The organism is Aurantibacter sp., from assembly GCF_042094015.1.
GTDB lineage: Bacteria > Bacteroidota > Bacteroidia > Flavobacteriales > Flavobacteriaceae > Aurantibacter.
In genome coordinates, this window is record NZ_JBELDZ010000008.1 from 1 (window position 1) to 9,180 (window position 9,180).

General features: G+C 31.5%; 8 protein-coding genes and 1 pseudogene. 2 read left to right on the forward strand and 7 right to left on the reverse strand.

The window, feature by feature from the left end:
- Nucleotides 1–184 precede the first annotated feature (184 nt).
- Nucleotides 185–610: a DUF1573 domain-containing protein gene (locus tag ACFDSN_RS02250; protein ID WP_375238201.1), complete on the reverse strand. Its 426-nt coding sequence runs from the start codon at nucleotides 608–610 to the stop codon at nucleotides 185–187.
- A 164-nt stretch (nucleotides 611–774) separates the two neighbouring features.
- On the opposite strand from ACFDSN_RS02250, the gene ACFDSN_RS02255 reads away from it, so the two are divergent.
- The gene (locus tag ACFDSN_RS02255) at nucleotides 775–3,420 is read left to right on the forward strand and encodes a valine--tRNA ligase (RefSeq protein ID WP_375238202.1); all 2,646 of its coding nucleotides are present in this window, start codon (nucleotides 775–777) and stop codon (nucleotides 3,418–3,420) included.
- 74 nt (nucleotides 3,421–3,494) lie between these two features.
- On the opposite strand, the gene ACFDSN_RS02260 is transcribed toward ACFDSN_RS02255, so the two are convergent.
- Nucleotides 3,495–3,785 carry a hypothetical protein gene (locus ACFDSN_RS02260; protein WP_375238203.1) on the reverse strand — a complete coding sequence of 97 codons (291 nt, stop codon included), beginning with the start codon at nucleotides 3,783–3,785 and terminating at the stop codon, nucleotides 3,495–3,497.
- 195 nt (nucleotides 3,786–3,980) lie between these two features.
- On the opposite strand from ACFDSN_RS02260, the gene ACFDSN_RS02265 reads away from it, so the two are divergent.
- On the forward strand, nucleotides 3,981–4,787 hold the full coding sequence (locus ACFDSN_RS02265) for a DNA/RNA non-specific endonuclease (RefSeq protein ID WP_375238204.1): 807 nt from the start codon (nucleotides 3,981–3,983) through the stop codon (nucleotides 4,785–4,787).
- Here the strand turns inward: ACFDSN_RS02265 and ACFDSN_RS02270 are convergent.
- The 5 genes and pseudogenes from ACFDSN_RS02270 to ACFDSN_RS02290 all read right to left on the reverse strand — a co-directional run.
- Nucleotides 4,784–5,632 carry a glycosyltransferase family 2 protein gene (locus ACFDSN_RS02270; RefSeq protein WP_375238205.1) on the reverse strand — a complete coding sequence of 283 codons (849 nt, stop codon included), beginning with the start codon at nucleotides 5,630–5,632 and terminating at the stop codon, nucleotides 4,784–4,786. The genes ACFDSN_RS02265 and ACFDSN_RS02270 overlap by 4 nt on opposite strands.
- Before the next feature lie 86 nt (nucleotides 5,633–5,718).
- Entirely contained in the window at nucleotides 5,719–6,240 is a 522-nt protein-coding gene (locus ACFDSN_RS02275; RefSeq protein WP_375238206.1) for a methyltransferase, read from the reverse strand.
- A complete protein-coding gene (gene proC, locus ACFDSN_RS02280; RefSeq protein WP_375238207.1) occupies nucleotides 6,240–7,031 on the reverse strand; it encodes a pyrroline-5-carboxylate reductase in 792 nt (263 codons plus the stop codon). The genes ACFDSN_RS02275 and proC overlap by 1 nt, the downstream gene beginning before the upstream one ends.
- An 8-nt stretch (nucleotides 7,032–7,039) precedes the next feature.
- Complete coding sequence (locus tag ACFDSN_RS02285; RefSeq protein ID WP_375238208.1) at nucleotides 7,040–8,101, reverse strand: 3-oxoacyl-ACP synthase III family protein; 1,062 nt, start codon at nucleotides 8,099–8,101, stop codon at nucleotides 7,040–7,042.
- A gap of 173 nt (nucleotides 8,102–8,274) precedes the next feature.
- Nucleotides 8,275–9,180, reverse strand: a pseudogene (locus ACFDSN_RS02290) (glycine dehydrogenase (aminomethyl-transferring)); the annotation flags it as partial.

The window sequence follows — 9,180 nt, forward strand, 5'->3', positions numbered from 1 at the left end:
GACTTAAAATCCAATGTCCATTAGGACGTACGGGTTCAAGTCCCGTCTTCAGTACTAGACCTCTTGTTAATCATTTGATTTTCAAGAGGTTTTTTTGTTTTGTTATATGTTTGAGAAGTTATTAATCATAAAAAAAACCAGAGTTAATACTCTGGTTTTTTATTTATGTAAAAAAGTTTTAGACTTATTCAGCCATTACGCTTTTCTCTTTTTTATTAAGAACGCTTGTTTTACTTGGGTCTAAAACCTCTCCTTTTATTTTTAAAGACACGGTAGGTGTTTCTGCATTAGAGACAACAGTAATTGTTTTTCTAATAGGCATAACTCTATTTGTATCATATTTAACTTGAATTTCTCCAGTTTTTCCAGGCATAATAGGGTCCTTGGGTTTCTTAGGTACTGTGCAGCCACAACTAGAACTAACTTTTGTAATTACTAAAGGTGCATCACCTGTATTTGTAAACTCAAAAGTTCTAACTCCATTAGCGCCTTTGTCAATAGTTCCGTAGTCTATAGTCGTTTCTTTAAATTCAATTTTAGCTATTTTATCTTGTGCGTTAACAGATAGACTTATTAAGCCAATAAATAGAAATGTAAATAAATGTTTCATCGTTTTTAATTATTTAATTGATTGTAAATTTAGTTTAATTTTAATATCGCACAAAATATTTAAACCTAAATTAACCATTATGAGGTAATAAGTGGCTCATATATTTCGCATAAAAAATAATATAATTACTTTTGTAGTATTATATTCAAAAACTATTCCAAAGTATGCAAATGCCAGATAAATACCAAGCACAAAATATAGAAAATAAGTGGTACGATTACTGGATGAAACATAATTATTTTCATTCTATACCAGACGATCGCGAACCTTATACTATAGTGATTCCTCCACCAAACGTAACAGGAGTATTGCACATGGGGCATATGTTGAATAATACTATTCAAGATGTTTTAATTCGTCGTGCACGATTATTAGGTAAAAATGCTTGTTGGGTTCCAGGAACAGATCATGCATCTATTGCTACTGAAGCAAAAGTTGTAGCGCGTTTAAAGGAGCAAGGGATAGATAAGAATGATTTATCTAGAGATGAGTTTTTAAAACATGCTTGGGAATGGACAGATGAATATGGTGGTGTAATTTTGGAGCAATTAAAAAAACTTGGATGTTCTTGCGACTGGGATAGAACTAAGTTTACAATGGACGATGATATGTCTGAAGCTGTAATTAAAGTTTTTGTTGATTTGTATAACAAAGGACTTATTTATCGTGGTTTTAGAATGGTAAATTGGGATCCAGAAGCAAAAACAACGTTATCTGATGAAGAGGTAATACATGTTGAAAAGCAAGGATTGTTATATTATATAAATTATAAAATTGATGGAACCGAAGATGTTTTAACAATTGCTACTACAAGACCAGAAACTATTTTTGGAGACACAGCAATTTGTATAAACCCAAACGATGAACGCTTTACACACCTTAAAGGTAAAAAAGCGATTGTGCCTATTTCTGGGCGCATAATTCCAATTATAGAAGACGAGTATGTGGACTTAGAATTCGGTACTGGTTGTTTAAAGGTTACACCAGCTCATGATGAAAATGATAAAGTTTTAGGCGAAAAGCATAATTTAGAAGTTATAGATATTTTTAATGAAGACGCTACTCTAAATAGTTTTGGTCTGCATTACGAAGGTCAAGATCGTTTTGTAGTTCGTAAAGCGGTTTCTAAAGAGCTTGAAGAAACAGGTGTTTTAGTAAAAACTGAAAGTCATATTAATAAAGTAGGAACTTCAGAACGTACTAAAGCAGTTATAGAACCAAGGTTAAGTGATCAATGGTTTCTTAAAATGGAAGAGTTAGCAAAGCCGGCAATAGAAGCTGTTTTGGGTGAAAATTCTGAGATTAATTTAGTGCCAAAAAAATTCGAAAACACTTATAGACATTGGATGGAGAATATTCGTGATTGGAATATTTCTCGTCAACTTTTATGGGGTCAACAAATTCCTGCTTTTTATTATGGAGAAGGAAAAGACGATTTTGTAGTAGCAGAAACTATTGAATTTGCCTTGAAATTAGCTCAAGAAAAATCAAATAATTCTAATCTTAAATCTTCTGATTTAAGACAAGAAACAGATGCTTTAGATACGTGGTTTAGTTCTTGGTTATGGCCAATGAGTGTTTTTGATGGTATTAGAAATCCAGAAAACGAAGAAATCAAATACTATTATCCAACAAACGATTTAGTAACCGGTCCAGATATTTTGTTTTTCTGGGTTGCACGTATGATTGTTGCTGGATACGAATATAAAGATGCAAAACCATTTGAGAATGTTTACTTAACCGGATTAGTTCGTGATAAACAACGTCGTAAAATGAGTAAATCTTTAGGGAATTCTCCAGATGCTTTAAAATTAATTGAAGAATATAGTGCCGATGGTGTTCGTGTTGGATTACTTTTGAGTAGTGCTGCAGGAAATGATTTAATGTTTGACGAATCTCTTTGTCAGCAAGGAAAAGGTTTTGGAAATAAAATATGGAATGCTTTCAAATTAATTAAAGGCTGGGAAGTTAAAGTCGATTTAGAGCAGCCAGAATCTAGTAAAATATCATTAGAATGGTATAGTGCTAAATTTCAAGAGACATTAGTTGATATTGAAGATCACTTTAGTAAATATAGACTGAGCGATGCTTTAATGTGTACTTATAAGCTAATTTGGGATGATTTTTGTTCGTGGTTATTAGAAATGATAAAACCAGCATATCAACAACCAATAGATGCTAAAACATTCAAAGCTGTTATTAATATTTTAGAAGATAACTTAAAAGTATTACATCCGTTTATGCCATTTTTATCTGAAGAGATTTGGCAATTAATTTCGGAAAGAACACCAGATGAAGCTTTAATAGTTTCTAAATGGCCAGAAAAAATTGGTAGTTGGAGTGATAATTTTGGTCTTTTAGCCTCTTTTGAAAATGCAAAAAATGTAATTTCAGGAATTCGTACTATTAGAAAACAAAAGAACATTGCGTTTAAAGATGTTATTAGTTTTTCGGTAATTGATAATCAAGGTGGTTCAAGACTTTTTGATGAGGTTATTTCTAAATTAGGAAACTTAGAAGCTATAAACTATGTATCAGAACCTGTAGAAGGAGCATTAACTTTTAGGGTGAAATCTAACGAATATTTTATTCCAATGGAAGGAAGTATAGATGTTGAAGCTGAAATTGTTAAATTAACTGAAGAATTAAAATACACAGAAGGTTTTCTTAAGTCTGTTCAAAAAAAATTATCTAACGAACGTTTTGTAAATGGTGCTCCAGAACAAGTTATTGCTAACGAGCGTAAAAAAGAAGCAGATGCTTTGGCAAAAATAGAGACGTTAAGATCAAGTTTGGGGAGTTTGAAATAACTATAATTTATTGAAATGAAAAAATGCCAAAGGAAATTAACCCTTGGCATTTTTTATTTATTAGTTTTCACCTTTTATTCAGGTAAAGTAGTACTAATTGCTCTTTGTGCACCATCTCCTGAAGCTTCTTCTTCATTACTGCTGCAGTCACCTATTGAATCTCCATGCGCTAAATGTGCGTCTAAAGCATTAATACTAACTTCAATAGCATGTGCATTGTCTGGGTTTCCAGGCGGAATGTGACAGATAATCACTTTTTCATCAGTATCCTCTAAAGCTAATAAGTTTCCATTGTTTTCATTATTAATGTTTAATACTGCTACTAAACAAAAAATGGTTCCGATAATTAAAAGTGCTTTTTTCATAATAACTGGTTTTTAAGTTCATAGTAAATATATATATTAATTGTTAATTAGTTATTGATAATCTATTTTTTTTGTTAAAAATATATTAATAATCTGCAAAATACGTTTTACGAATGATTTTATTTAATTAAATGATTGATTTCAAAAGTTGTAACTTGCATATAAAGGTTGAAATTGACTTATAAAATTGTATAAATGACTAAAAAAACAAAGTACTCTATCTTAACTGCTGTTTTGTTAATTCTAGTTTATAGTATTAATTTTTATCAGGATAAGAAAATTCAAAATGAAGCAGTTTTAGGTGGAGCATTACCAAAAGAAGCCACAAAAACCTTTTTTCTACCTACAAGTACTACGGGGCAAATTGTACACCATAGCGGATATTCTCTAAGTTATAGTGAAATTCACGAACAAGCAGAATGGGTTGCTTACGAACTTAAAAAAGAACATTTATCTAAGAATGATTTTAAACGTCCATATTTTGAAATTGATAAAGCAGTTAAAACTGAGGCTGCAAGTTGGCGTAATTATAAAAAATCAGGTTATGATAAAGGTCATTTATGTCCTGCAGGAGATAAACGTTATACAAAAGAAGCGCACGATGAAACTTTTCTAACGTCTAATATCTCGCCTCAAGAGCATAAATTCAATGCTGGTTTGTGGAATAGAATAGAACAAAAAACACGTTATTGGGCAAGCAGATATAATGGTGTTTTTGTGGTTACTGGTGGTGTTTTAAAAGGTAATATGAAAACTATTGGAGATGAAGATGTAGCAGTTCCAAATCAGTTTTATAAAATAATTTTAGATTATAATTACGGAAGCCCAAAAATGATTGCGTTTTTAACGCCACATCAAGATTCTAAACAACCTTTATATAATTATGTAGTTTCTGTTGATAGAGTAGAGGCTTTAACAGGAATAGATTTCTTTCCTGAATTAGATGATGCAATAGAAACTAAAATTGAAGCTTCGGATAGTTATAAGAATTGGCGATTTTAAAACAATTTGTTCAAAACACCTTTCCATCTTAAATCACGAATAAATTTACCTTGTGCTTTGGTAACTAAGCGTTCTGGTTTACTAAATATAGCCTTTACGTATCCAATGATATAATTTATAAAATAAGGTAAGCTTCGTTTTTTTAAGCTCATTTTAAGCGCAGATAAAACTGTTAATACAAATCCGTAGCGCATTTTGTACATAGCTTCACCTTGTAAATGTTTTGCACCTTTATTGTAGCTTGCACCTGTAGGTTTTAAATGTTTTACACGTAATGCATCAACGGTAAGAATTTCGAAACCAAAGTATTTAGCCAACAATTCATCTATAGTATCCCAACCCATAGAGGTTTTTAATTGTCCAATGGTTTCAAAACAGGTTTTAGTATAGGCTTTTAAAGCGCCACGAATATGGTCTTTTCCGGTTAAGTTTTCTAATTGCCATATGCCATTTACTTTAATGTCACAAAAACCTGCTACCATTCCAAGTTTAGGATTAGCTTTAAATTTATTGGCTAAAATTTCTAAGTAATTGTCAGGAAAAATTAAATCAGCATCAAATTTACAAATCACATCATAATCTTTGTTTAGAAGAAGAAAGCCTTTGTAAAAAGCATTTATAATTTTTGTTCCGGGTAAATGTTGGTTGGTTGATTTGTTTTCAACTAAAGTAATCCAATCATATTCATCTGCAAACTTTGAAACTATTTTAGAAGTTTGGTCTGAAGAGTTATCGTTAACTACAATAACTTGTTTTGGTAAAAGCGTTTGGTTAACTAAAGACTCAAGTGTTAAACCAATAACATCAGCTTCATTATGTGCAGGTATAATAATTGAAAATTTCACAATGTAAATCTCACTATAATATTATTGAAATCCAATTTATTTAGTACTGATTATATTGTGTCAAAAGATAAATTGGTTTATCAAATTTAAATTCTTTCAGCATAAACTAAATAATAACGAGGCGTAAACCAGCGCAAAATTGGTCTAAAACCTATTTTTTTTGTAGGATGCGTAAATTTTTGTCTATCTATTACTTTCCAGCCAGCTTTTTCTAAAAGCCAATCAAATTGCCAATCTTCAAATTCATGATAATGTCTATCCCATTTATCAGTTTTACTTTGGTAAGCATTACTAAACCATAATTTTAGTGGAACACTAGCCACTAACTTATTTCCTTTAATTGCGCTTAAACTATTTAATGGATTTAACAAATGTTCGCAAATTTCGAAAGCAGTTGTAACTTCTGCATTAGAATTTAGAATTGTTGTTGTGTCTAAATCAAGATCCTCGCCTTTGGTGTTTTCAACGTTGTAGCCACGAGAAATCATTAATTTAGAAAATGGGTTTTCTACACCTAAGTCTAAAATAGTTTCGGAAGTTGAAATGTGTTTTTGAAGAAATTCAAAAGTAAGTTTAAAGCGTTTATGTGGAAATGTATTTTCGTACATTAATCTAACTTGTTAAATGAGGTTTTAATTCCTTTAATTAGAGCAGCACTAAATCCTTTGTTTTCCATTTCGTTTAAACCTGCAATTGTACAACCTTTTGGAGTAGTTACTTTATCTATTTCGGCTTCTGGATGGTTTTGGTTTTTTATAAGCAATTCACTAGCGCCTTTTACAGTTTGTGTTGCAATTAGATTTGCTGTTTTTGCATCAAACCCAATTTCTATTCCACCTTGCATCATAGCTCTAATAAACCTTAAAGCGTAGGCAATACCACAAGCTCCTAGAACTGTTGCAGCATCCATTAATTCGTCGCTAATAAAAGTTGTTTTTCCTAGCGTGTCAAAAATTGAAGTAACAATTTTTGTCGCTTCTGAAGAGCTAGATTCTGTGTGAGAAATACAAGTCATAGACTCCAGTACTTCAGTTGCCGTATTTGGCATAGCTCTAAAGATGTTAGTCACATTGTTATTTAAATGATCTTTAATATTTTCTAGACTATAGCCGCTAACTACAGATATAAATATAGTTTCTGAATCTAGGAAAGGATTGATTTCTTTAATAATTTTATCAACACTATGAGGTTTTACAGCTATTATAATGACTTCAGCTTCTTTAACAGCATCAGGATTGTTAGATAAAACAGTTACGTTTCTAGCTTTAAAATCGTTAAGTAGTTCAATTTTATTTCTTGTAATGGTTATTGAGCTAGGCTTGTAGTTGTTGTTTAATAAGCCATTTGCTATAGATTGTCCAAGATTTCCTCCTCCAATAATAGTAATTTTTTTCTCCATGACAATTGTTAAACTTTATAAACTAATGCGTTAATATGCATTCCTGCACCAACACTAGCAAACATAATAACATCTCCTTTGTTAATTTCTTGACCTTCTAATTTATGTTGAAGAATTAAGTCGTACAAAGTAGGGATAGTTGCTACAGAACTATTTCCAAGTTTGTGAATACTCATAGGCATTACGCCTTCGGGAACTTGTTTTTTGTAAAGTCTATAAAAACGTTTTGCAATAGCTTCATCCATTTTTTCATTAGCTTGATGAATGACTATTTTTTTTAAATTTTCTATACTTTCTCCAGATTTATCTAAACATGCTTTCATAGCATTAGGAACTTCAGTTAGAGCAAATTCGTAGATTTTTCTACCATTCATTTTAATATACCTTGTGTCTTCTTCTAGATCTTTGTTGAATGATTTCCCAAAGTTTAAATAATGTGCTTCATTATAAGTGAAACTTGCTGTTTCGTGTGCTAAAACACCATCATTTTCAGACTTGCTATATTCAATTATTGTTGCTCCAGCACCATCAGAAAATATCATAGAATCTCTGTCGTGTTTGTCTACAACGCGAGACAACATTTCTGAACCTATTACTAAACATTTTTTTGCTATTCCAGCTTTAATAAAAGCATTAGCTTGAATAACACCTTCTAGCCAACCTGGGCAACCAAAGATTAAATCGTAAGCAACACACTTTGGGCTCTTAATTTGTAGTTTATGCTTTACTCTAGCTGCAATACATGGCACCATATCACTTTGTATAGTATCGTGTTTTACGTCACCAAAATTATGCGCTAAAATAATGTAATCTATTTCTTCTTTGTTAATTCCGGCATTTTCTATAGCTTTTTCAGCTGCAAAAAATGACATGTCAGAAGTGGTTATTTCTGGTTTAGCATATCTACGTTCTTGTATACCTGTTATTTCTTCAAATTTCTCGACAATAACAGTATTTGCATTATCAATAGTAGAACCATCTGCATTTAAAAAATGATGGCTTAGAAAGGCATCATTTTTTTCTATTTCTTTAGGAATATAACTTCCAACTCCTGTGATTTTTATTGACATATTTTGCTATAAATGCTATTATAATACTAAATTAAGTATAAAATCGATTCGACGTTCGGTTTTGCTAAATAAATGCAATAAATTATGAATTCAGCAAAATTGGGTCTGTTTTTTTACGAATTAAAAAAAGCACTCAGATATTGAGCGCTTTTTTTGATTTGTAATTCTAAAGACTATGCATCCATATAAGATTCAATAGGAGCACAAGTACAAATTAAATTTCTATCTCCATAAGCATCATCTACACGACGAACTGTTGGCCAAAACTTGTTATCATTTACATAATCAAGTGGGAAAGCAGCAGTTTTACGAGAATATGGTAAATTCCATTCATCGTTTGTTACCATTGCTTGTGTGTGTGGTGCGTTTTTTAATGGATTATTACTATCTTCTTTATCTGCAGTTTCTATTTCTTTACGGATAGAAATCATTGCATCACAAAAACGATCCATTTCTTGTTTGCTTTCACTTTCTGTTGGTTCTATCATCATAGTTCCTGCTACTGGAAAAGAAACTGTAGGTGCGTGAAAACCATAATCCATTAAGCGTTTTGCAATATCTACAACTTCAATACCATTAGATTTAAAATCGCGGCAATCAATAATCATTTCGTGTGCAGCTCTTCCCATTTCGCCAGAAAACAAAGTGTCGAAAGAACCTTCTAAACGCGCTTTAATGTAATTAGCATTTAAAATTGCAATTTCAGTTGATTTTTTTAGTCCTGATGCACCTAACATTTTTATATAACCGTAAGATATTAAACATGCTAAAGCAGATCCAAAAGGAGCAGCAGATATAGCTGTTATAGCTTTGTCACCACCAGTTGTAATTATTGGGTTTGTTGGTAGAAATGGTACTAATTGTTTAGCAACACAGATTGGTCCTACTCCAGGTCCGCCACCACCATGAGGAATTGCAAATGTTTTGTGTAAATTTAAGTGACAAACATCTGCGCCAATATTTCCAGGATTTGTTAATCCTACTTGCGCATTCATATTTGCACCATCCATATAAACTTGCCCACCATTATCATGAATAATTTTTGTAATCTCACAAATAGCAGATTCAAAAACACCATG